The sequence below is a fragment of the Nitrospiria bacterium genome (assembly GCA_036397255.1).
In the GTDB taxonomy this organism is placed as follows: Bacteria; Nitrospirota; Nitrospiria; order DASWJH01; family DASWJH01; genus DASWJH01.
This window is the reverse complement of record DASWJH010000094.1, coordinates 18541-45255: the sequence shown is the minus strand read 5'-3', so window position 1 is coordinate 45255 and position 26715 is coordinate 18541. Positions and strand designations below refer to the sequence as shown.

Genomic DNA, 26715 nt, shown 5'->3' with positions numbered 1-26715 from the left:
TACCTTTTTGAATTTATTCGGGGTGGCATTTTTTAAGCGTGGCTCATCTTAATTCAACTATTTGGAAATTGCAAATGTATTCTTATCAATTCCGCTTGCATACCTTTTTGAAAACGGTTAAAATTATTCTAGTTTTTTCAACGGAGTATATCCCATTCCGCATCCTTTCATTTATCAAAGTAGGATGGGGGACGGATGCCCCGAACATTTAAAACTTCAGAAGGGTGACTCTTACGAGTAAACACATTAAAGGGTATTTTTTTGCAGGGCTTTTGGTGGTGACCCCTATCTGGGGTACCTACCTGGTATTAAAAACCTTATTTATTACCACTGAGGGGTTTCTTGGAGATTTACTTAAAAAGTATATCGACTTTTATATTCCCGGTCTAGGGATTGTTACCCTTGTTTTGCTGATTTTTTTCACGGGGGTTCTGACCACCAATTTTATCGGGAAAAAACTTTTTCAAATTTGGGAATTTTTTTTAAGACAGGTTCCCATTGTTAGAAATATATATTCCACGATTAAATCGATTATTGATACCGTTTCCCGTCAAGGGAATAAACGGTTTAATCGGGTTGTTTTAATTGAATTCCCAAGAAAAGGCCAGTATTCCCTGGCCTTTCTGACTGGTGTCACTCAGGGGGAAGTACAGCGGGTGACGCATCAAAAGGTGGTGAATGTTTATGTTCCGACAACGCCAAATCCGACCTCGGGCTATATGTTGATGGTTCCGGAAGAGGATATTATCCCGCTTTCCATGACGGTTGAGGAAGGAATGAAGATGATTATTTCCGGGGGTTTTTATTCCCCTTCTTCCCCCCAGGCGGGGGAAGGTGTGATAAAGGGAAACGTTGGATGAATCGTTTGGGTGTGTTGATCCTTGCGGCAGGGTTGGGCAAAAGGATGCGATCTAAAAAAGCGAAGGTTCTACACCCCTTGTGCGGAAAGCCGGTTATCCTTTATTTGGTGGATCGGTCCCTCTCCTTAAAACCCGATGTCACCATTGCCGTTGTGGGTCATCAAGGCAAGGAAGTTCAAGCCCTGGTAAAAAACAGAGGGATTAAGATTGTCCGACAGGAAAAACAGCTGGGAACTGGACATGCGGCCCTGCAAGCACAAACAATATTAAAACGTTTCCAGGGGGATCTCTTGATCCTTAACGGGGATACCCCTCTTTTAACCCAAGCCACTCTTCAACAGTTTTTGTTACACCATCGGGAGACCGGTTCGACCTTGTCGTTATTAACGGCAGTTTTGAAAAATCCCACAGGATATGGAAGAATTTTACGGAACTCTCCGGGTGATGTGTTACGGGTGGTAGAGCAAAAAGATGCCACCTCTCAGGTGCAAAAAATTCAAGAAGTCAATGGGGGAATTTATCTGGTCGATCCGGGTTTTCTTTTTAAGGCGTTAAAAAATTTAAAAAAAGACAATGCCCAGAAAGAATACTATTTAACGGACATTGTAGAAGAAGCCGTGAGAAATAAAAAAAAGGTTACCGCTTGGGTGGTTCCTGAAGCGGCCGAAATCCTCGGGGTTAATAGTCGGAAAGACTTTTCCGTTGCAGAGACCATGATGCGACGCCAAATTTTGGAAAACCTAATGGATCGGGGTGTAACCGTTATAGATCCCGCCACCACCTATGTGGATGAGGAGGTTTTGGTTGGGCAGGATAGTGTGCTTTATCCCTCCACTTTTCTTGAGGGGAGGACGCAAATTGGGGAAGGATGTGTCATTGGACCGTGGGTCCATATTATTGATAGCTGTTTGGGAAATGGTGTTTTGGTTCGAAATGGTTGTGTGGTGAAGGAATCAATACTGGAGGACACGGTTTCCGTGGGTCCCTTTACTCATTTACGGGCCGGGACAGTCCTCAAAAAAGAGGTCCGGATTGGAAATTTTGTAGAAATAAAAAAAAGTGAATTAGGAAAAGGTTCCAAAGCCAATCACCTGAGCTATATTGGGGATGCCGAAATCGGAAAAGGGGTGAATATCGGGGCGGGAACCATCACCTGCAATTATGACGGGAACAAAAAATCAAAAACCGTGATTGGGGACGGCGTTTTTGTCGGGAGTGATACCCAGTTGGTTGCCCCGGTGAAGGTCGGGCGAAAGGCCATGATCGCTGCGGGATCTACCATCACACGGGATGTTCCACCGGGGGCTTTGGCCATCAATCGTGTTCAACAGGAGAATAAAACCGGCTGGGTGAAAAAAAGAAATTTGCGGGCAAAGAAACCGACCCAGAAAAGGAAATCTTAAAAACCCTCGCTGTTCACCCCCCTTGGGAAAAGGTGCTGTGATTGGAAGGAAATCGTGAAGAAGGAATTTAAAAGAATCCATATTTAGAATGAGGGAATAGGGTATTATGTGCGGCATTATAGGGTATGTAGGGCATCGAAATGCGGTTCCCCTTTTGGTTGAAGGGTTGAAGCGATTGGAATATCGAGGTTATGATTCCGCCGGAATTGCCTTTTTACAGGAGGGAAAAGTTGAGGTCAGGCGCTGTGTAGGAAAACTGGTGAATTTGGAGAAGGCCATTCAGGATCAATCTTTTGAAGGATCCATTGGAATTGGCCACACCCGCTGGGCGACCCATGGGAAACCCTCAGAGGAGAATGCCCACCCCCATCGGGTGGGGGGATTGGTGGTGGTTCATAATGGAATCATTGAAAATTTTTTAGTGCTGAAACGTGAGCTCCTTGCGGAAGGAAAACAGTTTTCCTCCGATACCGATACGGAGGTGATCGTTCACCTCATTGATCGTGCCCTTCAGAAGGTAGATTCCCTGGAGGCTGCTGTTCAGATAGCGTTGGGACAGATTCGGGGTGCTTATGCCTTATTGGTCCTTTCGGAGTCCCACCCTAATCACCTGATTGCGGCACGAAATGGATGTCCTTTGGTGGTGGGTATCGGAAAAGGGGAGTTTTTTGCCGCCTCTGATATTCCTGCCATTCTCAATCACACCCGAAAGGTTTTGTACCTACACGATGGGGAATTTGCTTCTCTTTCCCCCTCCGGGGTGGTTTTAAAAACCCTAGATGGAAAGATCATTGAAAGGGGAATCGATGAGGTAACCTGGAACCCGGTTATGGCGGAAAAAGGAGGATATCGCCATTTTATGCTCAAAGAAATCCACGAACAACCCCGGGCCATGATGGACACCATACGGGGAAGGGTAAACCTTGAAAAAGAGTTTGTAGAGTTGGAAGAGATGGGGTTTTCAATTGAGAAATTAAAAAAACTCAAACGGGTCACCCTAGTGGCCTGTGGAACCTCATGGCATGCCGCTTTAGTGGGAAAATTCCTAATTGAAAAACTAGGGAAACTTCCTGTTGAAGTGGATATCGGTTCCGAATTTCGCTACCGTGATCCATTGGTCGGTTCGGGTGACGTTTTGGTGGCCATCTCGCAATCGGGTGAGACAGCCGATACATTGGCAGCAATGCGGGAAGCCAGTAAAAAAGGAGCCCATGTGATTTCCATCTGTAACGTGGTGGGAAGTACCATTGCCCGGGAGTCACAGGGTGTTATTTATACCCATGCCGGCCCGGAAATTGGAGTGGCCTCCACCAAGGCCTTTACCTCCCAGTTGATGGCACTTTATCTTTTGGCCCTCTATTTGGGAAGGGTTAGGGGAACTTTGGGTCGGGATGAAGAAAAAATGTTGATCAAGGCGTTGGTCCACGCCCCCCAATGGGTGGAAGAGGTTCTTCAGAAAGAGGAGAAGGTCCAAGATATCGCCCGGCGTTTTTTCCAGTTTCGGGACTTTTTATATTTGGGACGGGGTGTCAACTATCCCGTTGCACTGGAAGGGGCGCTCAAACTGAAGGAGATTTCCTATATTCACGCGGAGGGCTATCCTGCCGGTGAAATGAAGCACGGGCCTATTGCCCTGATCGATGAAAACATGCCGGTGGTGTTTATTTCCCCCCAGGATTCGGTATATGAAAAAGTTTTAAATAGCGTGATGGAGGTCAAGGCGAGAGGGGGGATTGTGATCGCCATTGTAGAAGAGGGTGATAATGAGGTAAGCCAGAAAGCGGATGAGGTATTGGTGGTTCCAAAGGTGCATCCCTTTTTGTCTCCACTGGTAATGGTCATTCCCCTTCAGCTATTGGCCTATCACATTGCCGTGTTGAGAGGCAGTGATGTGGATCAACCCAGAAATTTGGCTAAAAGTGTGACGGTGGAATAATCAGGAGCGGGATCTGGAAATGGAAAAATTTTTGCTTGATTTAAATCCAAACCAACAGGAAGCGGTGTTTCATACCGGTGGCCCTTTATTGGTGTTTGCGGGAGCGGGAAGCGGAAAAACACGGGTCATTACTTATCGAATTGTCCATCTAATTCAGAACTTGGGTGTGGACCCGCATAATATCCTTGCAGTGACCTTTACCAATAAAGCGGCTGATGAAATGAAAGCCAGGATCGAATCGTTGGTGGGGTCCCTGGCCAAAAAGGTTTGGATCAGCACCTTCCATTCGGCTTGTGTTCGAATGCTCAGGGCCCATGGAGATCGGTTGGGGTTATCCCGGGATTTTGTCATCTATGATCAAGGGGATCAACACACCCTGGTGAAAGAATGTGTTAAAATCTTGCAAATAAATGAAGACCTGTATCCCCCAAAGGTGATTTCCCATCGAATCAGCTCTCTTAAAAACCAGTTAAAAACCGCTGTTGAATTTAACAGAGAAGCCCAGAATTTTGGTTTGGAGGAAAAGGTTCAGAAGGTATATGACCTATATCAAAAACGGCTTCACCAAAATAATGCCCTAGATTTTGACGATTTGATTATGAATTCGGTGGACCTTTTTCAGCAGAAAACAGATATTCGGGAAGGGTATCAGGCACGGTTTCACTATGTGATGGTGGATGAATACCAAGATACCAATCCTGCCCAGTATCAACTCACACGACTTTGGGTTGGAAAGGAATCAAACCTGTGCGTGGTGGGGGATGATGATCAAAGCATCTATGCTTTTCGAGGAGCCGACCATAAACACATTCTTCAATTTGAAAGAGATTTTCCCAATGCAAAGGTGGTGAAGCTGGAACAAAATTACCGTTCCACACAAACCATCCTGGGAGCGGCTTCAGGGGTGGTCAGCAAAAACCAAAAACGGAAAATAAAAACCCTTTGGACTGAGAATGGAAATGGGGAAAAGGTTATTCTGTGTTCCAACTCGGATGAGGAGAAGGAGGCACGGTATATATCCGATTTTATTCGAAAGGCTTTTCAAAGAGGGAACCCATTTGGAGATATGTGTATCCTTTATCGAACCCATGCCCAATCCAGATCTCTTGAGGACGGATTGAGGCGTGAAGGCATTCCCTATGTGATCATTGGTGGGGTAAGGTTTTATGAACGCCGCGAGATAAAGGACCTATTGGCCTATTTCAGACTTTTGCTCAACCCCAATGACCAGGTGAGCTTAAAACGGGTGATTAATCTTCCCCCCAGAGGGATTGGAGCGGTCACCTTGGATCAAATGGAAACCATCGCCTCGGAAAAGAAAATAGGGCTGTGGGAGGCGATCAAAACCCTTGGGGATGAAGGCATTCAAACGGGTTCTCAGAAAAGATGTGTTGAATTTTTCAATCTATTGGAGGGATTCCGGAAAGAGTTGGACAAAGGGTCTTTGGTAAACGTTTTAGGGCACCTCATAGACCGGATTGGTTTTATGGATTATCTTCGGAAGGAATTTGAAACCGGGGCGGAAGCCCGGATTGAAAATGTGAAAGAACTTCTTTCGGCTTTGGGGGAGTTTGAGGAAAAAAATCAGCCGGGTGATCTGAAACTGTTTTTGGATCAGGTGAGCCTTGTTAGCGAACCACCAGGGAAAGGAAATTCAAAAAATGCGGTTTCTTTAATGACTCTGCACAATGCCAAGGGGTTGGAGTTTCCCGTGGTTTTCATGGCAGGTATGGAAGAGGGCCTTTTTCCTCATAAAAGGTCCTTGGGAGATTCCCAGGAGTTGGAGGAGGAACGCCGGTTATGCTATGTTGGTATGACCCGGGCAGGAGAGAAATTGGTTCTTACCCATGCTACCCAGAGAAGATTACATGGGACGACCCAATGGAATACCCCCTCACGGTTTATGGAGGATATTCCGGAGGAGTTTCTGTTCCGAACGGAGTTTAGTGGTTCCGGTGGTTTTTCTCCTATCGTGAAAGAAACGGGGGGTTTTGGAAACCCAAAAAGGCTTAATCAAACTGCCCAGGGAATTTTTGACCCATCCAATACTTTTTCAACCTCTGATGGTCCATCGACCCTTTTTAAGGTGGGAGTGAGGGTCCGTCACCCGGTATGGGGAGAGGGAATTATCCGAAGAAGTGATGGCCCCGTAGGGGATCAGCGGGTGAGCGTTGATTTTCCCAGGGTTGGGGTAAAACGATTAGCCATTAATGTTGCGCGACTGGAAAGGGTTTCGGGATGAAAATTCAAAAAAAAGAAGTGGAACACGTTGCGAAACTGGCCCGCCTGGTTTTTTCGGAAAAGGAAAAGGAACTGTTTGGCCAGCAACTCAGCAGTATCCTGACTTATATTGAAAAATTAAATGAACTCGATACATCCAACGTAGAACCGACAACCCATGTGGTTCCCCTTCATAATGTATTTAGAGAAGACGAAGTGAGGCCCTCTCTCAGTGCTGAATCGGCTTTGTCCAATGCCCCTGAAAAAACGGATGGCTTTTATCGTGTTCCCAAGATTATAGAGGATTAGCCAATTAACAGAATGTTGAAAAACTCGTTTGCTGTTATTCCCGGATGTTTAATCGGGAATCCAGTTTGTGTAAATCCAACAGGGTCTTGATTTCTGCTTGGGAAGGAATGACCCCTTGGTATGAAAATATATGCTTTTTCAACAACCTGTGAGGAGCGTTAAAGATTTTCAATAAGGAAAAGCGGGTTATCTTATGCTAAGACAAATGTTGCGGTCCAAGATACATCGGGCCACGGTGACAGAAGCCGATCTAAATTATGATGGGAGCATTACCATCGATGAAGGGTTGATGCAAAAGGCAGGGATCCTTCCCTATGAACAGGTCATGGTTTCCAATTTGAATAATGGGGAGCGTTTTGAAACCTATGTCATCCCAGGGCCGAAAGACTCGGGACAGGTCATTCTCAATGGACCCACGGCTCGAAAGGGGGTTGTCGGGGATAAAATTGTGGTTTTTTGTTATGAATATTATAACGAAGAGGAAATCAAACGGTTTAAACCCACCATTGTTAAGGTGGATGAGAAGAACCGAGCGGTGAGTTAACCATGTCAACCCCAGATTATCATAAACTGTCTCTTCATGAATTATCCCTCCGTCTTCAAAAACAAGAAGTCAAAGCGGTGGAGATTCTTGATTCCATTTTTGACCGGATTGATCAGGTGGAAGGGAGGGTCCATTCCTACGTCACCTTAATGAGGGAGGAAGCATTCCGTCAAGCAAAAGCAGCGGATATGCAACTTGCCGGGGGAAATTCTCAATCGCCTCTTATGGGAATTCCGGTTGCTCTTAAAGACAACCTATGCACATTGGGGGTGCGAACCACCTGCTCATCCAAAATTTTAGAAAATTTTATCCCACCGTATAGCGCCACCGTTGTGAACCGTTTGCAGGAAGCAGGAGCGGTGTTCGTTGGAAAAACCAACCTAGACGAGTTCGCCATGGGTTCCTCCACAGAAAACTCCGCTTTTGATACCACCCGAAATCCATGGGATTTAGATAGAATTCCTGGGGGTTCCAGTGGGGGATCGTCGGCCGCAGTGGCTGCGGATACCTGTATTGCGGCTTTGGGTTCTGATACTGGAGGTTCCATAAGGCAGCCTGCGGCTTGTTGCGGTGTGGTGGGGTTGAAACCAACCTATGGGCGGGTTTCCAGGTTTGGTTTAATTGCCTTTGCATCCTCATTGGATCAGATTGGGCCCTTAACCAAAAATGTGATGGATAGCGCATTAATGATGAATGTCATTGCTGGTTTTGATCCTTTGGATTCAACCTCTGCAGACATTCCTGTTCCTGATTATACCCAAGGTCTTGAAGGGGGGGTGCAAGGAATGACCTTTGGGATTCCTAAGGAATATTTTAAACAAGGGGGTGATGAGGAGGTCAGTAGTGCGGTTCAAAAGGCCATTTCGCACTTGGAAAAATTGGGGGCGAAAACCCGGGAAATATCACTGCCCCATACCGATTATGCCGTCGCCACTTATTATATTTTGGCCACCGCAGAGGCCAGTTCGAATCTTGCCCGTTATGACGGCGTGAAGTTTGGGTATAGAACACAGGAAGCCAAAGACCTATTTGAGATGTATGTAAAAAGCCGGGCTGAGGGTTTTGGGGCGGAAGTAAAAAGAAGGATTATGCTGGGAACCTATGCTTTAAGTTCGGGGTATTATGATGCCTATTATGCGAAAGCCCAAAAGGTGAGAAGTTTAATCAAGCGTGATTTTGACCAAGCCTTCCAAGAGGTGGATGCCATTGTAACCCCGACGGCCCCGACGGCGGCTTTTAAAGTGGGAGAGAAGGTGGAAGATCCACTTCAAATGTACCTTTCTGATATTTTCACGATTTCCGTGAACCTTGCGGGGATACCAGGTATTTCTCTACCCTGCGGTTTTACTTCCCATCAATTGCCCATTGGCCTCCAGTTGTTGGGGAAACCCTTTGATGAAGCTGGCCTTTTGAAAACCGCTTTTGCACTAGAGAGGGAAATGGGGTGTTTAGATAAGAGGCCGCCACTCACATGACCAAGTTGGCAGCCGAGAAGAAATATGAACCGGTAATCGGTTTGGAGGTTCATGCCCAAATGCTGAGCCATTCAAAGATTTTTTGTGGCTGCAGCACATCATTTGGGAAGGAACCCAATAGCCAAACCTGCCCAATTTGTATTGGCCTCCCCGGAGTCCTCCCGGTTTTAAACCGCCGGGTGGTGGAATTTGCCATTAAACTGGGCCTTTCCACCCACGGAGATATTTCCCCCTACAGCCGTTTTGCGCGGAAGAATTATTTTTACCCGGACCTTCCTAAGGGGTATCAAATTTCTCAGTTTCACCTTCCCATTGTTGAGAATGGGCATTTGGATATCTGGGTGGACGGCCAGGTCAAACGGGTTGGCCTGACCCGGATTCATATGGAAGAAGATGCGGGGAAAAACCTTCATGAAGGAATCGATAGTGCCAGCCATGTAGATCTCAACCGGGCCGGTGTTCCCTTATTGGAGATTGTCAGCCAGCCCGAAATCCGTTCTTCCGAAGAAGCGGTGGCCTATCTAAAAGCGTTGCGGGATATTCTGATCTATCTTGAGATTTGTGATGGGAATATGGAGGAAGGGAGTTTTCGGTGTGATGCCAATGTTTCCATCCGTCCTTCAGGAAGTGAAACCTTTGGAACCCGCGTGGAAATCAAGAACCTCAATTCATTCCGGTTTGTTCAGAAAGCCATAGAATATGAAATTAAACGCCAAGAAGAAGTATTGGCGGATGGAGGGGCCATTGTCTTAGAAACCCGGTTGTGGGATTCTCAACACGGCAGAACTTCACCCCTTCGCTCAAAGGAAGAAGCCCATGACTACCGTTATTTTCCCGAACCCGATTTGGTGCCCCTTCAGATAGAATCCAAGTGGATTGAAGAAATTAAAAAAGGGCTCCCGGAATTACCCGAAGCGAAACGGGCCCGGTTCGTCAAAACGTTTAATTTGCCTCCATATGATGCGGGCGTGCTGACTTCCTCCCGTGCCCTGGCCGATTATTTTGAAGCCTGTGTCACGCTTATAAATAAACCCAAAATGGTCAGTAATTGGATCATGACCGAGGTTCTTAGAACCCTCAAAGGGGCTTCCGATATATCTGAACAGGATGAATCATTGTTTTTTGAAAAAACCATGCCCCCCAGTCGCTTGGTAGAATTATTGAAGCTGATTGACCAGAGCGTCATCAGCAATACCATTGGAAAATCCGTTTTTGAGGAGATGATCCAAAAGAAGGGGGCTAGTGCGGAATCAATTGTTAAAGAAAAGGGTGTTGCACAGGTCAGTGATGAAGGGGCTTTGGAAAGGATGATCGATCAGATTATCGCTTCCCATGAAAAAGAGGTAAAAGAATTCAAAAGTGGAAAAGAGAAACTTTTCGGGTTTTTTGTGGGGCAGGTCATGAAACTGTCCAAGGGAAAGGCCAATCCAGGGAAAGTTAATGAACTTCTCAAAAAAAAGTTAAAAAGCGAGAGGTTGGAGGCTTAAGGCAAAAAACTAAAATCTAAATCCTGAAAGCTGACAGCCGAAAACTGAAGGCTAGAACCTAAAGGAGTCTTTTCGTGAGTGACATTTTAGATGTTTTTGCAAGGGAAATTTTAGATTCCCGGGGAAACCCCACCGTAGAGGCGGATGTGATTTTGGAATCCGGAGCGATGGGCCGTGCCGCAGTACCATCGGGTGCATCCACAGGTGAACGTGAAGCCGTCGAGTTGCGGGATGGAACGAAATCCCGTTACCTTGGAAAAGGGGTGGCCAAAGCGGTGGGCCATGTGAATGATGAAATCGGCCCCCAAATTAACGGGCTGGATGCTCAAGAACAGGTTTTTATTGATGAGGTCATGATTGAACTGGATGGAACCCCCAATAAATCCCGGTTGGGCGCAAATGCTATTTTAGCGGTTTCTCTTGCTGTTGCTAAGGCGGCGGCGGAGGAAGTGGGTCTTCCTTTTTACCGGTATTTGGGTGGGGTCAACGCCAGACTGTTGCCTTTGCCGATGATGAATATTCTAAACGGAGGGGCCCATGCCGACAATGCCTTGGATATTCAGGAATTTATGATTATGCCGGTGGGGGCAACATCCTTTGCGGAATCGTTGCGTATGGGAGTGGAGGTTTTTCATCATCTGAAAAAGGTCCTCACCAAAAAAGGGTATACCACCGCGGTGGGAGATGAAGGTGGGTTTGCCCCCGCACTGGGGTCTAATGAGGAGGCCTTAGACCTCATTCTTTTGGCGATTAAAGAAGCGGGGTATAAACCCGGAAAAAATATTTCACTGGCTTTGGATGCCGCAGCCAGTGAATTTTTTAAAGGGGGGAAGTATCATTTTAAATCGGGTAAAAGCAGGGTTAAAAGCTCCGATGAAATGATTAAATTCTACCAGGGTCTTGTGGATCGATACCCGATCGTTTCCATCGAAGATGGGCTTTCAGAGAAGGATTGGAAGGGGTGGGAGAGGCTTACCGAACGTTTAGGAGACCGAATTCAACTGGTGGGAGATGATATTTTTGTCACCAATGTTGAAATTTTAAGGAAAGGAATTGAAAAGGGAATTGCAAATTCTCTATTGGTAAAACTTAATCAAATTGGCACATTGACAGAGACCCTGGAGGCCATCGAATTGGCCAAAAATAACGGATATTGCGCAGTGGTCTCCCATCGATCGGGAGAGACGGAAGACACCACCATTTCCGATCTTGTCGTAGCCACCAACGCTGGCCAGATCAAAACCGGTTCTCTTTCCAGGACTGATCGTATTGTGAAATACAATCAGCTTTTAAGAATTGAAGAAGATTTAGGTGAAGCGGCATTGTTTCAAGTACCGGATGAGTTTAAAACCATTTAAAATCAATATTTCCCATCAATTTTTCCCCCTTAGATGGAATTAGTTTGAAGGGTTTCTAATGTAACATCCTTGAAATTCCTGTAATAAAATAAGTCCGTCATTCCCGCAAAGGATGTTCCCGTATGATTAAAGCGGTGACGGGAATCCAGAAGTCGAAAACCCAGGATTCCGGCACGTTCCCATTGGCGAGGTAACCTCCTGAATGACACCGGCGGTCATGTGATTAAAATGGTAAACCAAATTTGATGTCCCTGATATGCCGTGAATACATAAAAGCCGTCATTCTCGCGAAAGCGGGAATCCAGGATTTTTCTAGGTATATTTTTTAAACATGGCCCAAAACCGAAAAAGATCGGATGTTAGGCGAAGGAAAAAAAATCAAAGACGGCTGATTCTTGCCATTGGTTTATTCTTCGGGCTATCCGTTCTACTCTCCTTTTTCTTTGGAGAAAGAGGACTAATGGGTTTTTTAAGAATGCAGAATAAAAAATCCCAACTGACAGAGGAAATTCAAAATTTTAAGGAACAAAACGCCGATCTTCTAAAAGAGGCGGAAGCGTTACGAAACGACCCTGAACATATTGAAGGCCTGGCCCGAGAACGCCTTGGAATGATCCAAAAAGGCGAGTTGATTTATCAATTCGAAAAAACCCCCTGAAAATTAAAAACCAACCTGATCCATTTGTTGACTTTTATTGACCTTCCCTTTTACTATAAAGGCTAATTCGGTAGATCCTGCTGAGGATATTAATTTAAATCCGGGATCAAATCACTTTGAGTGATGTGTTGATAAAAAAAGTATCACTTTCCTGAATCAGGATTTTCCACTTTGGAAAATTTTTTTTATTATTTCAATCGCCTTTTCGATATCCTTTCCATTTATTTCTAAATGAGTTACCGCGCGAAGAAGGTTTTTCCCAAACGGAACCACCAAAAGACCTTCCTTTTTTAACTCCTCAACAGCCCGTTCAGGGGTAAATTTCGTTTTTTCAATATCAAAGATTACAATGTTGGTTTCGACGTGATCTGGGTTAAAGGAGATGCCCGGAATCTCAACTAATGTGTTGGCAAGTTTTTATGCGTTTTGATGATCCTCCGCTAAACGTTTGATATTGTTTTCCAATGCGTAAAAGCCTCCAGCGGCTAGAATGCCGGCCTGACGCATTCCTCCGCCGAACATGCGGCGCAACCGGCGTAATTTCGGAAGCTTTTCTTTTGAGGTACAGAGCAATGACCCTACCGGTGCTCCAAGTCCTTTAGAAACACAAAATGAGACTGTATCGAAATATTTAGCGTATTCGGAAACTGGTATTCCAGATGCAGCCGATGCGTTGAAAATTCTGGCGCCATCTAAATGAAGGGACACCCCTCTTTCCCTGGCCAACTTTGAAATAGCTTTGATTTTTTCATGAGGGTAAACGGTTCCACTTCCCCGGTTGTGGGTATTCTCAAGGCAGATGAGGCGAGTGGGGGGAAGGTAGTACTCATTGGTTCGAATGGCGTCTTTGATCTGCTCGGAGTCTAAAATCCCCCGCTTTCCCGGGAGACCGTAAAACTGAACCCCGCTTAAAGCTCCGCCCGCTCCGGCTTCGTAATGAAAAATATGGGCCTGGGCTTCAATGATGACCTCATCACCGGGTTCTGTTAGGGATCGAATGGCCAATTGGTTGGCCATAATTCCAGAGGGGACGAAGAGTGCGGTTTCCCTTCCGGTTAGCTCAGCGGCTTTTTCCTGTAGTTTGATGACGGTGGGATCTTCCCCAAACACATCATCACCGACCTCTGCGTCAGCCATGGCTTTCCGCATAGCTGGGGAGGGTTTGGTGACGGTGTCGGATCTGAGGTCGATTATTGGCATTGTTTGATTACCCTTTTCCTATCCGTGTCTATACTTTTCTTGGTCCCCAAAAAAAGGAAGAAAGTGAGAAATGTAAAATCTCCCCTAGCCCCTCTTTTGCAAAGAGGGGAAGTTAAAGAGTGTTTTTCCCTTTAGCAGAGGTAAACCTCTTTCATTCTCCCCCTTAGAAAAAGGGGGAATAAGGGGGATTTTTTTTGAATTTATAGAATCTCCCCCTGTCCCTATATACATTACAAAGGGGAAAGAGGTAAATTATTCAGTTTTAAAATCTCCCCTCACCCCTCTTTTGCAAAGAGGGGAAATTAAAAAGGGGTTTTTCCTATAGCAAAGGGGGAGAAATGGCTTCTCCCTTCAAGGAGTCTTTTAAATTAGGTATTTCTGCGTGTTGGTTAAAAGTTTTTCAGCCACTTAATAAGTCGTTCCTGTTGAGCAGCCTTGAATTTTATCCCAAGTTCAATAAATTCCAGAGTTTGATCCAAAACTTTTACCGCAGATTCGATTTGGTTTTCGGGTTGTTTAAAAAAAGAGGCCACTTCTTTATGCCAATCCTCCCTCCACAGGGCTTTCGTGCATTGAATGATCCGGTGTGCCCCAATGGGCCCGGTTTTTTCTTTTATGTTTTGCCAGTGGGTTTTAATAAAGGTCCATGTGGCTTCTTGATGAACCGGGTTTGGAAATAGATAGCGATAGGGCCTCCACAAATCCTGGCCTCGAACCGCATCGCTTAAAGTCATTTCCATTAGGCGGTTTGCAAGCTCGGGAGCTTGAAAATCCGAAAGGGCGATGAGGTAACGGTCCCGTTCTTCCGGTGTCTGGGCCTGTTTAAAACGGGTTTGATATTCCTTAAAAAGGGCTTCATCCCCATTTCTTGCTCCTAAACGAACAACGGTATCAACCAGTATAGGGTCCAGAGTAGAGGGATTAGAGTGAAATTTTTTCAGTTTGTCCTCGATCTGTTTTATTAACTCTTGGGGGCCGACCACATAGCCAAGGGTCCAAATGACGGAATTTCTTGCAAGCCGTACTTCATCGTCCTCGTCTTTCTTTCCCTCCCATCCAAGTTTTTCCCAAACAGGATTGATTAGGTTTTTTACATACCGCCCCATCAGGGGCCGGGTTTCCTTCTCCAAAAACCGTTCGGTTAGTTCCTCCAAATAAGAGGAGAGCATTTCCACTACCACGCGGGTGGAATCCCCTTTGAATGCGGATAGGGTCTCCATGAAATCATCAATAGGGGAAACGTTTGAAGAAACCACGGCCCAAGTGTGATTAATTAACCCCACCCGTTCCGCGGCGTTCAAGGAGGTTTGAGCGGAAGATAGAAGATTTTTCCAAAGATTTTTCTCAAGTTGGATTCGGAGAAAACCGGCTTCTTCTCCATTGGGGTAGACCCATGCCACGGGGCCATTTCCCGGAAGAGTCTGCTGGATATTTTCCTCCTGCATTAGGAAACGGTGTTTGTGGATACCGGTTGAATCCTTATAATGAACCACCAAAGGAATGCTCCAAAAACCCTTTTGGATCTTCGCGTCTCCGTGGGCCGAGAACTTTTTTTGATGAAACTGAAAGGTTCTTTCCTTCTGAGAAACTGGTTTAACGGCTACAATGGGATAACCGGGCTGGGTGAGCCAATCTTTTGCCAATGTCCTGACAGGTTGGTTTGATGCCGCTTCTAATTCTTTCCAAAGGTCATCCGCTACTGTATTTTGAAATTGGAATCGTTTCATATAACTTCGAATGCCTGCTCTAAAAGGTTCTTCCTTTAGATAATGTTCAAACATTCTCAAAACCGCTGCCCCTTTTTCATAGGTGAGGGGATCAAACATGGCCTCAATCTCTGCTGAAGATCCTACTTCCGATATGATGGCACGGGAGTTATCGAGGGCATCCAATTCCAGTGGAACGGCTTTTTCCTGCTGAAATTCCTCCCAGGACCGCCACTGGGGAGACCATTGATCCACGATTTTGCAAGCCAGCCAAGTGGCAAAGGCTTCATTGAGCCAAAGATCATCCCACCACGCCATGGTGACGAGATTCCCGAACCATTGATGAACAATTTCGTGTGTGATCACATTGGCCACTCTCCGCTTGGCCTTGGTTGAAGAGGATGCTTTATCAACCAATAGACAGGAATCCCGGAAAAAAATGGCTCCCCAGTTTTCCATAGCCCCCATGGCAAAATCAGGAACGGAGATCAAATCGAGTTTGGGATAGGGATAGGGCATATCAAAATACTCATTGAGTAAAGGAAGAACACCCTCAGTGACTTCCATTGCGAAATCGCTGAGGTGAATATCTTTTTCCAAGGCCCATATGGAGACCTGTGTCCCGGCAATGGTTTGAGTTTTAGAGACCAATCGTCCAACACCGAGGGCGAGAAGATAGGTGGACATCACGGGAGTGGTTTCAAATTCAACGGTTTTCATTTCTTTTTCAATGGTTTCTTTCCCAGCCGGCATATTGGAGAGAATGGCCAAATGGGCGGGTGCGGTTGCTGTGACCTGAAATGTCGCCTTATACCCCGGTTCATCAAAGCAGGGAAAAAACCGCCTTGCATCGGTAGGCTCAAAATGGGTAAAGGCATATTTTTCTTCGGTCCCCTCTATTTTCGCTTTTGCCTGATATAATCCTTTCATTTGCTGGTTTATTTTTCCAGAAAACGGGATTTCCAATACACCGGACTTTTCTGTGAATTCGTTTGGAAGATCAAAGCGCACCGTGGTGTTGGTTGGGTCCAATTGAGGATTAATGAAACGGTCTTTTTTTTCGAATTCAATGCGGGCCTGTCCAATTTCCAGGTCCTGAGCATGAAGGGTGATGAAGCGAACCGGCTCATTGAAATGCAATAATATTTGAACCCTTCCCGAAAAAATTCCTTGTTCAGGGTGAATGGATACCTTGATTTGATATTCTTTTGGGGAAACTGAATTTGACAACCGGGCCATTTTTTTTCCTTTAGTCATTTGAAGTGTCCTTCTGGCGGATGAAAATATAAAATCCCAACTTTTAGAGAATCTTCAAAATAGCCTTCTTAGAACCTGAATGTAAAGAAAAACTTCAAGGGGGAGGAACCCTAAGGGGAAAAGGCGTTTTGTTTTTCCTTAAGGATGCTTTGTATGGGCCTCTTCCATTGACAAATCACAGGTTTAAGGAGTAATTTATAAATATTTAACGGAGCAAGGAGGAAACCATGAACAAGATAAAATCCCTTGTATTTGCAGGCGTTTTTTTTGGCTTGCTTTGGAGCGGCTCTACAACACTTGTGTGGGCCTGCAAAGCCATGGGGCCCGATAAACACGTAGGTATGGTTCAAAAAGTGGATTTGGAGGCAAAAACTTTTTCTATTATTGATGCAGAAACCCGAATAGAAATAACGTTTGGAGCGTCTAAGAAAATATTGGATCAGATCAAGGTCAATACCCGTGTGGTGGTTACCTATGGTCTTGAAGGAGAAACCCTTGTTGCTAAAGATGTTAAAACCTAAGGGATGGAATATCTGAATCATGTCTTCAAAGAAAGTTTTTAAAATTGCTGTTTTACCAGGGGATGGTATCGGGCCTGAAATCGTTCCTCAGGCCATCAAAGCCCTGGATTATGTGGCTGGCCTTTATGGTCTGGTTTTTGATTTTGAGGAGGCTCTTGTGGGAGGAGCGGCCATTGATCAGGGTGGGAATCCTCTTCCCGGTGAAACCCTAAAGCTGGCTCAATCCGCGGATGCGGTTCTTTTAGGAGCGGTGGGAGGACCTAAGTGGGAAGGGTTGGATTATTCCATCCGGCCCGAAAGGGCGCTTTTAAGCCTTCGCGAAAAACTGGGTTTATTTGCGAATTTAAGACCTGCTCAACTTTTCCCGATATTATCAGAAGCATCTGCCTTAAAGCCGGAGGTAGTGGAAGGAATTGATCTCTTGGTGGTTCGTGAGTTGACCGGCGGGATTTATTTTGGAAAACCCAGAGGGATAATACCGTTTAGGGGTGGTGAAAAAGGGATAAACACGGAGGTTTACACCACTAAGGAGATTGTCCGGATTGCTCAAGTGGCTTTTGAATTGGCGAGGATTCGAAAAAAACGGCTTACATCTGTTGATAAGGCCAATGTATTAGAATCCAGCGAGTTATGGCGGAAAGTGGTCATTGAGGTTCATCACGATTATCCTGACGTGGAATTGAACCACATGTATGTTGATAATTGCGCCATGCAATTGGTTCGGAATCCCAAACAGTTTGATGTGGTTGTCACCACGAACCTCTTTGGAGATATTTTAAGTGATGAGGCTGCGATGTTAACCGGGTCCATCGGAATGTTACCTTCTGCGAGTCTGGGGGAGCTGCGAGGTAGGGGAAAGGGGGGCATGAGGCGGGGAATGTATGAGCCGATTCATGGAAGTGCCCCTGATCTTGCCGGACAGGATAAAGCTAATCCCATTGCCACTATTTTATCCGGGGCCATGATGTTTCGCTATTCTTTTCAAAACGAGGATGCCGCAGCCCTCATGGAAGGGGCAGTTTCCCGTGTGTTAGAGGAAGGATTTCGAACTCAGGATATTTTTACCCCGGGCTTTAAAATGGTCGGGACTCGCGAGATGGGGGACCTAATCTGCGGAGCGATTAAGGGAGGGTAAAAATGAGAAAAGGGTTTTTAATGGGGTGTGTAGTTGTAATGGTGTCTGTTTTTGGGGGTGTGTTGGGGGTTTCTCCCGTGAGCGCTTCCGAAATCAAAATTTTGAAAACAGTTCCTGGGTATGCCGAAGAAGTAAAGGAACTCGACAATTTGGTGATTAGCATTCAGTTTAATCGGGAGATGGATCCCGAAATTTCGGAGGATTTTCTTTTGGATCAGAGGGGAGCCACTGATGCCGATGGAAATCCGGTCCATATATCGGGTGTGTTTTCCTGGCCCAACCCTAAAACACTTCAGTTTAAACCTTCCAATCGTTTAAAACCCAACGCGGTTTATCAAATTAGCCTTTTTGCGATCATAGATGCAAATGGGGATGAATTAGACGATGTTCCCTTCCGCTCTGTTTTCACGACCGGGTCCAGGTAGGGTGTTATTCAATAAAGAGGTTATTTAAAGGGAATGAAGAAAAAAGATAAATATGTGGTAGGTATTTTGGGTGCTACCGGGGCGGTGGGGAACGAAATGGTGGAAATATTGGAGGAGAGATCCTTTCCCGTTGAACAGCTTCTTGTATTTGCCTCGGAGCGATCTGAAGGAAATTCCCTTATATTCCAAAATAAAAAAGCCACTGTCCAAACCGTGAGTTCCGATTCATTCAACGGAATTGATATTGCCCTGTTTTCCGCCGGGGCAAAGTTAAGCCAGCAGTATGCCCCGGTGGCGGTAAAAGCCGGGGCAGTGGTTATTGATAACAGTAGCGCATTTCGAATGGACCCCAATGTTCCCCTGGTGGTTCCTGAGGTCAACCCCGATGCTCTAAAAGGGCATCAGGGAATCATTGCCAATCCAAATTGTTCTACCATCCAGATGGTGATGGCACTAAAACCGATTCATGATGCGGCCCGTATTAAACGAATTGTGGTCACCACTTTTCAATCGGTCTCCGGAACCGGCAAGGAGGCGATGGATGAACTTTTGAACCAAACCCGTGCCCTGTTGGGGTTTTCGGAGATGACCTCAACCGTGTATCCCTATCAAATTGCCTTTAATTGTCTTCCCCATATTGATGAGTTTATTGAAGGAGGATACACGAAAGAGGAATTGAAAATGGTAAATGAGACCCATAAAATTTTAAGCGATTCTTCCATTGGCATATCGGCGACCACAGTCAGGGTCCCCGTATTTCGGGGCCATTCAGAGTCGATCAACTTAGAGTTGGATCATCCCCTTTCCGCCAATGAGGTCCGAGCCCTGTTGTCTTCTTTTCCCGGAATTATAGTCTGGGATGATATCAAGAAAAATGTTTATCCGTTCCCGGTTCAGGCCAGTGGAAAAGACGAGGTGTTTGTGGGGCGCGTTCGAGAGGACCCTTCTGTTCCCAATGGAATCAACCTATGGGTGGTTTCTGACAATTTGAGAAAAGGAGCGGCCTTGAATGCTATACAAATTGCTGAGCACTTGATTCATCCACCCTCTCCCTGTTAAGATTCTTTTCTAATTTTCCCCCTGAACGATTTAACGTGCAAGAATTGAATCAAATTGGAAAGATCCTGATTTTTTTAGGGGCCTTTTTCCTGTTATTGGGGCTTGGATTTTTGTTTTTCGGTAAGGTTCCATGGATTGGAAAACTTCCCGGGGATATTGTAATTGAAAAAAAGAATTTTACTTTTTATTTTCCTATCACCACGGGGATTCTGTTCAGCCTCTTGCTGAGTTTAATCCTTTGGATCATGAGTCGAAAATGAAGTTATCGGACTTTGATTACTCCTTAAAGGAGAGTACCATTGCGCAAACCCCTCTTCCTCACCGTGATCGCTCTAGGCTTTTGGTTTTTCGAAGGGAGACAGGGGAGATTACCCATGGCATTTTTTTGGATATTGTAGAATTTCTTCAACCCAATGACCTCCTTATCCTCAACGATACAAAGGTTAATCAGGCACGTCTTTTTGGAAGAAAAAGTTCCAATGGAAAGGAGATTGAATGTCTCCTGCTTGAGGAGACTGAACCGGGGTGTTGGGCCGCTTTAACCCGGGGAAAGATTTCCGTTGGAGAGGAAATTGATTTTGGGTTGGGGTTTGTGGGTTTTGTGATCGGAAAAAGCGGAGAGGGAAAAAGGGAAATCCGGTTTTTGGGGAATAAAGATGTTCCAGATCTCATTCGAAAGAAAGGGGCTATGCCGTTGCCTCCTTATATCCGCCGGCCCCCAAGTCCTGAGGACAAGGATTGTTACCAAACGGTTTATGCGCGCCATGAGGGATCCGTGGCGGCTCCCACCGCGGGCCTTCATTTTTCCCGTCCGTTACTGGATGAAATTCGGTTAAAAGGAGTTCGCATTGCTCATGTCACCTTGCATATTGGTCCGGGGACCTTTCAGCCGGTTCGGACCGATCTCATTGAAGAGCATCAAATGGAGGGGGAATCCTATTTTGTAGGGCAAGAGGTGGTTCAGGAGATTATTAAAACACGGGAGACGGGGGGCAGAATAGTGGGGGTTGGGACTTCTTCCGCACGTGTGATCGAAAGTCTTCCCGATCCGGTTCCCCAACATCACCTGATGGGGAAAACCCATCTATTTATTTTTCCAGGTTACCGGTTCCGGTGGTTAGGGGGGTTTGTGACCAATTTTCATCTACCCAAGAGCACTCCGTATCTTTTGACCTCTGCATTGGTGGGTCTTCCTTTGTTAAAAAAAATGTATCAGGAAGCCATGGAAAAGGGATATCGTTTCTATAGCTATGGAGACGCCATGATGGTTTTGTAATTTAATGTGAGGTGATTGGAAGACCGGCTAAAAGATTTTATGCATTCACTTTTTTTAAAAAATGGGTTATCAAAAAGGGGGTGTAAAATTAAATGAGGGAACTACGCGAAATGAGAAACAAAAGGAGAGACCGCAAAAAGGGGAATATTCACCCCGTTGTGTTAGGAGGTCTGGTGGTTCTTTTTCTATCAATTCTATTGTTGGCTTATTTGGATTTTGAGAAAGCCGATAAGGGGGGGGGCGTTGGACCAGAATTAGCGGGCCGAATGGTAATTTCGGACTCCCCAAAGGCGAAAACCTCTTCCGTTCAGGAAGAAACTCCGGTTGGGCCTTCTGCCCGGAAGGGTGTCAAGGAAAAAACAGAATCGGTCCTGGGAACCTCTTTTGATCAGGACGTCCCGACGCAAAAAGTTACAAGGGATTCTCCAGAGGAAAAAAGTCAGGGTGAATTCACCTTTTACAAATCCCTCGGAGAAAATTTGGTGGGGCTAGGGGACCCATCAAAAATTCACATCAATGGTCTCAATCCAAAGGCTCAAAAACCAGACCCGAAGCCAAAAAAATCTATAGAGATCCAACCTCAAAAAGAGTCCGTTAAAATTTATACCATTCAGGTGGCCGCGTTTCGGGATAAAATTCATGCTGACGCCCTGATTCAACAATTAAAGGAAAAAGGTTTTCCTGCCTACCTTCAGATCAAAGATGGGGAAAGAGGCCCCGATTGGTATCGGGTAAGGGTTGGGGAGTTTCCGGGGAAGGAAGAAGCCAGCCAAAAAGCGAAACATCTCCAGGGTGGAGGGGGTTTTCCCCCCTTTGTCACGCTGTATTCCAATTAAACCAAAACAACTTTTTTTTCTCTGGCGCAGTGTTTGAGAATAACAAGGGAATTGTGGAGTCGCTGTAATTTCATATTTCGTCTACGAATGGCCTCGGTATCATGGGAGGGAAAATTTTCCCCTCGAACTCCGGTTTCGATTTTTTTAAGCTCATGATGTAGGGCTTTAAATCCTTCCGGTTCGAGTTTTTTTAAAACAATGGGATTTAGAAAAAGGAATCCGTCCGCCACATCTTTCGCGGTAGCGTTGATACCTTTTCCTTTGAACCGCCCTTCTCCCATTTTTATCCCTTCCAATATACCTTTTTAAGTTTATCCCTCTCTGGGTTCCCTGTCAAAGAAAGGAAACACTTTGTGGTCCCACCTCAACTGGATGTAGAGCAGGTTATAGGGAAAAAGGGCCTTCTTTCCCGCTCCCTCCCCTCTTTTGAATTTAGACCTCAACAACTTTCAATGGCCCGGAAAGTGGAACGGGCACTCCAACAGAAGGGGGTTCTTTTGGTTGAAGCCGGAACCGGGGTGGGAAAAACACTGGCTTATCTTATTCCGGCACTTCTGAGTCACAAACGGGTGTTGGTATCCACAGGAACCAAAACGCTCCAAGAGCAGATTGCCAATAAGGAAATCCCTTTTTTAAAAAGGATTTTACCCTTTTCATTTAATGTTTCCTTTTTAAAAGGCCGGAATAATTACCTGTGTCTTTATCGCTATCACCATCTGGACCCTTCTTTTTTGGGGTTCCAAAAGAATGACCCCCCATTTGGGGAAATCGAAGACTGGGTGCAAAAAACCGAGTTTGGGGATCGTGCGGAATTACCCAATCTCCCGGACCACTCGCCTATGTGGAGAGAACTATCGGTGACAGGGGAGCAGTGTCTGGGAAGCGGTTGTGAAAGTTTTCACGAATGTTTTATTACCCGTTTGCGTCAAGAAGCCATGAAGGCTGATCTGTTGGTGGTGAACCATCATCTCTTTTTTGCTGATCTCGCCCTGCGAGGAAATAAAAATGGAGAGGTTTTGCCACCTTTTGATGCCGTGATTTTTGATGAAGCCCATTTATTGGAAGAAGTGGCCAGCCCTTTTTTTGGGCATCACCTGAGCAATTATGGGCTCGAAGAGTTGGAACGGGATTGTTACCGGGAGCTAAAAGTGATTAGGGTTGACCCACATCAAATAGGGCATGGCCTCAAACACCTTGGAGAAAGGCGGGAGTCTTTTTTTGGATTATTTAGAACGCCCCTCAAAACTTGGGAGGGAAAAAAGGACGGGAATGATTTCCATGAAGATGGGCGGTGGCGGTTAAACCCGGAAACATATTCTGATGTTTTTCAGGAGGGGGGTAATGGCTTACATGACATTTTGGGACAGGTGCAGGAAGATTTAACCTCCTTAGGGGAGCGATCGGAGGGGGTTTGGTGTCTGATAGAGAGGACACGGGCGTTTCAAAGCAATCTGAACTCTTTTTTTCATGGAAATACGTCTGATTGTGTCACCTGGGTAGAAGTCAAGGGACGGGGGGTATTTCTTCAAACCACCCCAGTGGATATTTCAAAAACACTCCAGAAGAACCTTTTTGAGCAGGAAATGCCTATGGTTTTAACTTCCGCCACGCTTTCCATTGAAAATTCTTTTGAATATCTAAAAAAAGGATTGGGTTTAAAACATCCGGATGAAGTTTTTTTAGATTCTCCCTTTCAATTTAAAAACCAGTTGCTTTATTATTTCCCTCCCCAAATGATTCATCCTCAAAATGAAGGCTTTTTGGATTGGGCTTCCGGGGAAATTTTGAGCATTTTAAAGCGATCCCAGGGAAGGGCTTTTGTGCTGGTAACCAGTTACCGCCACTTGAATGAAATTTTTAGGACCTGTCGCATGCAGACCGATCTTCCCTTGCTGAAACAGGGAGATAAACCAAAACACCAATTGCTTCAGGAGTTTCAGGATGAGGTTCCTTCTGTTATTTTTGCGACGACCAGTTTTTGGCAAGGGGTGGATGTGCAAGGGAAGTCTCTTTCCTGTGTGATTATTGTCAAGCTTCCTTTTGCCTCTCCTGAAGACCCTTTGACTGCAGGAAAAATAGAATATTTCAGAAAGCAGGGAAAGGATCCTTTTTACGGGTATCAGCTTCCTAAAGCAATTGTTCAGCTCAAACAGGGAATTGGACGGCTGATTCGAACTAAAACGGACAGGGGAATTATTGCGATGTTGGACAAGCGAATCCTGGAACAACCTTATGGCGCCAAATTTTTAAAGAGCCTTCCGGAAGCACCCTTTACCCGAGATCGGGAAGAAATTGAAAGGTTTTTGGGTAAAAATATGTGAAATTTAAAAATCTACCTTTTAACTATTGTTCTTGTCCTGTTTCGGTTGCCTGTTCCTCTTGGGTTTCTATGGCAGGGCTTGGATTATCTGTTTTGATTTGGGGCGTGGCAGGTGGGGGAAGGGAGACGGGAACGGGAGCAATTTGTTCTTGAATAAAGTCCGATTTAAAAATATTGGCTTTTGCTTTAAGGGATTCAGTAAAAGCGAACACAGCCCGGTCCTGTTTCCTCTGGATGAGTTCCTTTCTCTTTTGCTCCAGGGCATCCGGTTGGGTTCCGGTTTCCTCTAATTCTGGTTGGATTTCTTGACCAGTCACCATAACAGACTCCCTGACCAATTCCTTGGCTTTTTGGATCAAAAGGAGTTCCCTTTGTTCTTTTTCAAAGGTCTCGGGTTTAGCACGGATAAAGGCGAGATAACGGTTATACGTGTCCCTGTCAAAACGCCCCTTTTTTTGAAAAGCAGGTAGGTGTACAATGTTCTCCCGGACTTCTTCATTACTAACATCCAGATCCATTTGACGGGCAAAATCTAACCAGAGGCGTTTTTCAATGAGTTCATCCAATACTCTTTTTTTCAGGTTGAATTGCCTCATCAAATCTTCGGAATAGTTATCTTGAAACAAATTACGGTAATAATCCCGGGCATTTTTCTCACTTAGTCGGAATTCATCCATGGATATTTTATCCCCATTGACCTCAGCAATCACATTTGAGGTAGGAGCAGTGAGTCCCATCCATCCCATGGTTCCGATAAAGGTTATTGCAATCACCAGCATAATGATCCTAAATAACCAAGGGTTTTCGATTGCTCCTTTTCTTAATATTTTTAACACGGTTTAAACCTTTAAATGTATTGGAGAGAACCCCTTCACCATTTCTGGGTTCATTCCATTCTGGGGGAATTTCCTCTATTGGTGACCAAAAACCTTTTTCTTTTATTCATCTTAAAAATCCTTCTTTGGAAGGATTCTCTCTTCATACCCAATAGTAACTTTGAAATATAGCCGAGAACAAATAAAAAGGCAACATTAAATCTTGAAAAGGGGAAGGGATCTGCTATAATTAAACTAATTGAGAATATTAGCATTTTTTATGAAGGGATGAAAGCTGGGAGTCATGGAAGCAGATGAAGAAGTAGATAACGCCTTTCCAAAAGCAAATAACCTGAATCGGGCCATTGCAAAATCCATTGATTTATTAATTGCTATGGCTCTGTCTCAAATTTTACAGCCGGTGGGTTTTTATGCCGGGGTGTTGTACTTATTGATTGCCGATGGATTTGCGGGGGGACAAAGTTTGGGGAAATATCTATTGGGGATAACCGTTCTTTCCCGTGAATTATCGGAAATCAATCCTTTTCGTTTGTCTATTTTAAGGAACCTTCCCATTGTGTTTGGATTTGTTCTTTTTTGTGTTCCTTATGTGGGATGGTTTTTTTTTGCCTAATTTTAGGGGTGGAGGGTTTCCTGGTTTTGGGTAACGAAAAAGGTTGGCGAGTGGGGGATGAATTGGCAAAAACCCAGGTCGTGGACCAAACTGCTCGAGATGGGGTGACCCGCTAAAGGGGGAAAAACGGTGGGAATAGTAGATGATTGCTTGGGGTTCTTTTCCAAGGACCTTGCTATTGATTTGGGAACTGCCAATACCCTGGTCTATGTGAAGGGAAGAGGAATTGTCATTAATGAGCCCTCTGTGGTTGCCATTGAGAAAAAATCAGGAAAGGTTCTTTCCGTAGGGGCAGAGGCCAAAAAAATGTTGGGGCGTACCCCGGGAAATATCGTGGCGATTCGTCCGATGAAAGATGGGGTAATTGCGGATTTTGAAATAGCTGAGAAGATGTTGAGCCATTTTATTAAAAAAACGCACAACAGGAGTACCTTTGTTCGTCCACGGATTATTATTTGTGTTCCATCCCGAATTACTCAGGTGGAACAACGGGCGGTTCGAGATTCCGCTGAGTTAGCAGGAGCAAGGGAGGTATATCTGATTGAAGAACCCGTGGCGGCCGCGATCGGGGCTGGGTTGCCAATTGAGGAACCCTCGGGGAATATGGTGGTGGATATTGGGGGAGGAACCACCGATGTGGCCGTGATCTCTCTTGCTGGAATTGTTTATAGTGAATCGGTTAAACTGGCTGGGGATAAAATGGATGACGCCATTATGAACTACATTAAGAGAAAGTATAATTTGTTGATTGGAGATCATATGGCGGAACAAATTAAGCTTGAAATTGGATCTGCTTATCCCATGGAGGAAAAGAAAACCTTTATGATTAAGGGAAGGGATCTAATTTCCGGTATTCCAAAGACCCTGGTAATTGATGATGCAGAGATCCGTGAGGCCTTGGCTGAACCTATTAGTTCCATTGTGAATGCAATTAAAGTGGCCCTTGAAAATACCCCTCCTGAACTGGCCGGAGATATCATTGATCGAGGAATCGTATTGACAGGGGGAGGGTCCCTGCTTCGGGGAATGGATATTCGGATTCGTGAAGAAACCAACCTTCCGATTATTACGGTAGATGATCCACTGACCACGGTTGTGATGGGAACAGGTAAAGCCTTAGACGAATTAGAATTGCTCCGAAAAGTTTCCATTATGGCTCAATAATTCAACTTCTAGGCAGAGAGAGATGGGTCTAAGACCTTTTCCTTCAGGTTTTCCAAATTTTCCCTCAGCTTGCTTTCTTTGAAACCGGTTTTGAAAATTTTTCCATGGGACAACCTT

At 45.2% G+C, this 26715-nt stretch carries 24 protein-coding genes; 20 read left to right on the top strand and 4 right to left on the bottom strand.

All coding sequences use genetic code 11. The features are described 5' to 3' along the window. The first annotated feature begins 224 nt into the window (after nt 1-224). From VGB26_12705 to VGB26_12660, 10 genes are all read left to right on the top strand, one after another. Complete coding sequence (locus VGB26_12705) at nt 225-860, top strand: DUF502 domain-containing protein (GenBank protein HEX9758635.1); 636 nt, start codon at nt 225-227, stop codon at nt 858-860. Further along, a complete protein-coding gene (gene glmU / locus VGB26_12700) occupies nt 857-2263 on the top strand; it encodes a bifunctional UDP-N-acetylglucosamine diphosphorylase/glucosamine-1-phosphate N-acetyltransferase GlmU (GenBank protein ID HEX9758634.1) in 1407 nt (468 codons plus the stop codon). Before VGB26_12705 ends, glmU begins: the two co-directional genes overlap by 4 nt. A gap of 106 nt (nt 2264-2369) precedes the next feature. After that, nucleotides 2370-4199, top strand: a complete 1830-nt coding sequence (gene glmS / locus VGB26_12695) for a glutamine--fructose-6-phosphate transaminase (isomerizing) (GenBank protein HEX9758633.1) — start codon at nt 2370-2372, stop codon at nt 4197-4199. Nucleotides 4200-4218: 19 nt separating this feature from the next. Next, nucleotides 4219-6441, top strand: coding sequence for a UvrD-helicase domain-containing protein (locus VGB26_12690; protein HEX9758632.1), 2223 nt, complete (start codon nt 4219-4221; stop codon nt 6439-6441). Then, the gene (gene gatC, locus VGB26_12685; protein ID HEX9758631.1) at nt 6438-6728 is read left to right on the top strand and encodes an Asp-tRNA(Asn)/Glu-tRNA(Gln) amidotransferase subunit GatC; all 291 of its coding nucleotides are present in this window, start codon (nt 6438-6440) and stop codon (nt 6726-6728) included. The genes VGB26_12690 and gatC overlap by 4 nt, the downstream gene beginning before the upstream one ends. A gap of 193 nt (nt 6729-6921) precedes the next feature. Beyond that, nucleotides 6922-7272 (top strand): aspartate 1-decarboxylase, encoded by a 351-nt coding sequence (gene panD / locus VGB26_12680; protein HEX9758630.1) that lies wholly within the window; start codon nt 6922-6924, stop codon nt 7270-7272. A gap of 2 nt (nt 7273-7274) precedes the next feature. Next, on the top strand, nt 7275-8747 hold the full coding sequence (gene gatA, locus VGB26_12675) for an Asp-tRNA(Asn)/Glu-tRNA(Gln) amidotransferase subunit GatA (GenBank protein ID HEX9758629.1): 1473 nt from the start codon (nt 7275-7277) through the stop codon (nt 8745-8747). Next, the gene (gatB, locus tag VGB26_12670) at nt 8744-10234 is read left to right on the top strand and encodes an Asp-tRNA(Asn)/Glu-tRNA(Gln) amidotransferase subunit GatB (GenBank protein ID HEX9758628.1); all 1491 of its coding nucleotides are present in this window, start codon (nt 8744-8746) and stop codon (nt 10232-10234) included. Before gatA ends, gatB begins: the two co-directional genes overlap by 4 nt. 74 nt (nt 10235-10308) lie before the next feature. Beyond that, nucleotides 10309-11592 (top strand): phosphopyruvate hydratase, encoded by a 1284-nt coding sequence (gene eno, locus VGB26_12665; protein ID HEX9758627.1) that lies wholly within the window; start codon nt 10309-10311, stop codon nt 11590-11592. 331 nt (nt 11593-11923) lie between these two features. Then, a complete protein-coding gene (locus VGB26_12660; protein HEX9758626.1) occupies nt 11924-12250 on the top strand; it encodes a septum formation initiator family protein in 327 nt (108 codons plus the stop codon). 417 nt (nt 12251-12667) lie between these two features. Here VGB26_12660 and VGB26_12655 read toward each other — a convergent pair whose 3' ends face one another. Further along, nucleotides 12668-13450 (bottom strand): threonine aldolase family protein, encoded by a 783-nt coding sequence (locus tag VGB26_12655; GenBank protein HEX9758625.1) that lies wholly within the window; start codon nt 13448-13450, stop codon nt 12668-12670. A gap of 389 nt (nt 13451-13839) precedes the next feature. Then, nucleotides 13840-16413: a M1 family metallopeptidase gene (locus VGB26_12650; protein ID HEX9758624.1), complete on the bottom strand. Its 2574-nt coding sequence runs from the start codon at nt 16411-16413 to the stop codon at nt 13840-13842. A 227-nt stretch (nt 16414-16640) separates the two neighbouring features. Here VGB26_12650 and VGB26_12645 point away from each other — a divergent pair, with 227 nt between their 5' ends. From VGB26_12645 to VGB26_12615, 7 genes are all read left to right on the top strand, one after another. After that, complete coding sequence (locus VGB26_12645) at nt 16641-16934, top strand: hypothetical protein (protein HEX9758623.1); 294 nt, start codon at nt 16641-16643, stop codon at nt 16932-16934. Nucleotides 16935-16953: 19 nt separating this feature from the next. Further along, a complete protein-coding gene (leuB, locus tag VGB26_12640; protein ID HEX9758622.1) occupies nt 16954-18069 on the top strand; it encodes a 3-isopropylmalate dehydrogenase in 1116 nt (371 codons plus the stop codon). A 2-nt stretch (nt 18070-18071) separates the two neighbouring features. Next, complete coding sequence (locus VGB26_12635) at nt 18072-18494, top strand: Ig-like domain-containing protein (protein ID HEX9758621.1); 423 nt, start codon at nt 18072-18074, stop codon at nt 18492-18494. Nucleotides 18495-18527: 33 nt separating this feature from the next. Further along, nucleotides 18528-19553: an aspartate-semialdehyde dehydrogenase gene (locus VGB26_12630; protein ID HEX9758620.1), complete on the top strand. Its 1026-nt coding sequence runs from the start codon at nt 18528-18530 to the stop codon at nt 19551-19553. A gap of 35 nt (nt 19554-19588) precedes the next feature. Further along, nucleotides 19589-19813: a DUF2905 domain-containing protein gene (locus VGB26_12625; GenBank protein ID HEX9758619.1), complete on the top strand. Its 225-nt coding sequence runs from the start codon at nt 19589-19591 to the stop codon at nt 19811-19813. Beyond that, nucleotides 19810-20829, top strand: coding sequence for a tRNA preQ1(34) S-adenosylmethionine ribosyltransferase-isomerase QueA (gene queA, locus VGB26_12620; protein ID HEX9758618.1), 1020 nt, complete (start codon nt 19810-19812; stop codon nt 20827-20829). The genes VGB26_12625 and queA overlap by 4 nt, the downstream gene beginning before the upstream one ends. A gap of 92 nt (nt 20830-20921) precedes the next feature. Then, nucleotides 20922-21665, top strand: a complete 744-nt coding sequence (locus VGB26_12615) for an SPOR domain-containing protein (protein ID HEX9758617.1) — start codon at nt 20922-20924, stop codon at nt 21663-21665. Here the strand turns inward: VGB26_12615 and VGB26_12610 are convergent. Then, nucleotides 21662-21946, bottom strand: a complete 285-nt coding sequence (locus VGB26_12610; protein ID HEX9758616.1) for a hypothetical protein — start codon at nt 21944-21946, stop codon at nt 21662-21664. The two genes, VGB26_12615 and VGB26_12610, sit on opposite strands and share 4 nt — an antisense overlap. A 72-nt stretch (nt 21947-22018) precedes the next feature. Between VGB26_12610 and VGB26_12605 the strand changes: the two genes are divergently transcribed. Continuing rightward, nucleotides 22019-23986 (top strand): ATP-dependent DNA helicase, encoded by a 1968-nt coding sequence (locus VGB26_12605; GenBank protein ID HEX9758615.1) that lies wholly within the window; start codon nt 22019-22021, stop codon nt 23984-23986. Nucleotides 23987-24008: 22 nt separating this feature from the next. Here VGB26_12605 and VGB26_12600 read toward each other — a convergent pair whose 3' ends face one another. Then, the gene (locus VGB26_12600) at nt 24009-24821 is read right to left on the bottom strand and encodes a SurA N-terminal domain-containing protein (GenBank protein HEX9758614.1); all 813 of its coding nucleotides are present in this window, start codon (nt 24819-24821) and stop codon (nt 24009-24011) included. A 283-nt stretch (nt 24822-25104) separates the two neighbouring features. Between VGB26_12600 and VGB26_12595 the strand changes: the two genes are divergently transcribed. Beyond that, nucleotides 25105-25434, top strand: coding sequence for a hypothetical protein (locus VGB26_12595; protein HEX9758613.1), 330 nt, complete (start codon nt 25105-25107; stop codon nt 25432-25434). Nucleotides 25435-25563: 129 nt separating this feature from the next. After that, entirely contained in the window at nt 25564-26598 is a 1035-nt protein-coding gene (locus VGB26_12590) for a rod shape-determining protein (GenBank protein HEX9758612.1), read from the top strand. Nucleotides 26599-26715: the final 117 nt, after the last annotated feature.

Bases quoted from the DNA above. Each gene is read 5' to 3' on its own strand.
- VGB26_12635 (HEX9758621.1), top strand. From the start codon at position 18,072: ATGAGAAAAGGGTTTTTAATGGGGTGTGTAGTTGTAATGGTGTCTGTT.
- gatA (HEX9758629.1), top strand. From the start codon at position 7,275: ATGTCAACCCCAGATTATCATAAACTGTCTCTTCATGAATTATCCCTC.
- VGB26_12610 (HEX9758616.1), bottom strand. From the start codon at position 21,946: ATGGGAGAAGGGCGGTTCAAAGGAAAAGGTATCAACGCTACCGCGAAA.
- VGB26_12660 (HEX9758626.1), top strand. From the start codon at position 11,924: ATGGCCCAAAACCGAAAAAGATCGGATGTTAGGCGAAGGAAAAAAAAT.
- leuB (HEX9758622.1), top strand. From the start codon at position 16,954: ATGTCTTCAAAGAAAGTTTTTAAAATTGCTGTTTTACCAGGGGATGGT.
- VGB26_12655 (HEX9758625.1), bottom strand. From the start codon at position 13,450: ATGCCAATAATCGACCTCAGATCCGACACCGTCACCAAACCCTCCCCA.
- VGB26_12630 (HEX9758620.1), top strand. From the start codon at position 18,528: ATGAAGAAAAAAGATAAATATGTGGTAGGTATTTTGGGTGCTACCGGG.
- VGB26_12595 (HEX9758613.1), top strand. From the start codon at position 25,105: ATGGAAGCAGATGAAGAAGTAGATAACGCCTTTCCAAAAGCAAATAAC.
- VGB26_12615 (HEX9758617.1), top strand. From the start codon at position 20,922: ATGAGGGAACTACGCGAAATGAGAAACAAAAGGAGAGACCGCAAAAAG.
- gatC (HEX9758631.1), top strand. From the start codon at position 6,438: ATGAAAATTCAAAAAAAAGAAGTGGAACACGTTGCGAAACTGGCCCGC.
- VGB26_12650 (HEX9758624.1), bottom strand. From the start codon at position 16,413: ATGACTAAAGGAAAAAAAATGGCCCGGTTGTCAAATTCAGTTTCCCCA.
- VGB26_12690 (HEX9758632.1), top strand. From the start codon at position 4,219: ATGGAAAAATTTTTGCTTGATTTAAATCCAAACCAACAGGAAGCGGTG.
- glmU (HEX9758634.1), top strand. From the start codon at position 857: ATGAATCGTTTGGGTGTGTTGATCCTTGCGGCAGGGTTGGGCAAAAGG.
- VGB26_12645 (HEX9758623.1), top strand. From the start codon at position 16,641: ATGAACAAGATAAAATCCCTTGTATTTGCAGGCGTTTTTTTTGGCTTG.
- glmS (HEX9758633.1), top strand. From the start codon at position 2,370: ATGTGCGGCATTATAGGGTATGTAGGGCATCGAAATGCGGTTCCCCTT.
- panD (HEX9758630.1), top strand. From the start codon at position 6,922: ATGCTAAGACAAATGTTGCGGTCCAAGATACATCGGGCCACGGTGACA.
- gatB (HEX9758628.1), top strand. From the start codon at position 8,744: ATGACCAAGTTGGCAGCCGAGAAGAAATATGAACCGGTAATCGGTTTG.
- queA (HEX9758618.1), top strand. From the start codon at position 19,810: ATGAAGTTATCGGACTTTGATTACTCCTTAAAGGAGAGTACCATTGCG.